General features: G+C 57.5%; 1 pseudogene. It reads left to right on the top strand.

The annotated features are described in order from the left end of the window. Window positions 1-440: pseudogene (locus tag R5H23_RS16920) on the top strand (type IV secretion protein DotO); the annotation flags it as partial.

Raw genomic sequence — 440 nt, 5'->3', positions numbered from 1 at the left:
ATCGTCTCGCGGAACTTCTTCCTTCATCCGGATGATGCCCAATACGTCCCTCTCCATGTCCGTCCGTATCATCGCAAGCGCTTCGAGGAGTTCCGGGAAAGCTTCAAGCGGATTGAGTGTGACGAGTTCCAGAGAACCGCAGGCGCGCCCTTCATCCAGAAGCAGTTTGAGGAGGCCGCACGACGGGGCGCCAAGCTCAATGTGAAAATCGGCCTTGCCAGTCAGAAGCTCGCAGATTTTGGAGACTATCTTATTTCTCACTCAACCGGTCGCTTCATTCTGGGCGCCGGCGACGAAGAAGAAGCCAATGAAATCTGCCAGCGTTTTCGCCTGAGTTCAGCCGCCCAGGCGATTGTCCGCAATGGACTGAACGGCCCCCGTGCCGATGGAAGCGGTGCCCCGCTCATCTGGCAGACGCGCGTGAACCACGAACTGTACGA

This window comes from Gluconobacter sp. GP1, assembly GCF_032913585.1.
GTDB classification, from domain to species: domain Bacteria; phylum Pseudomonadota; class Alphaproteobacteria; order Acetobacterales; family Acetobacteraceae; genus Gluconobacter; species Gluconobacter cerinus.
This window is presented reverse-complemented; position numbering and strand designations above follow the sequence as displayed.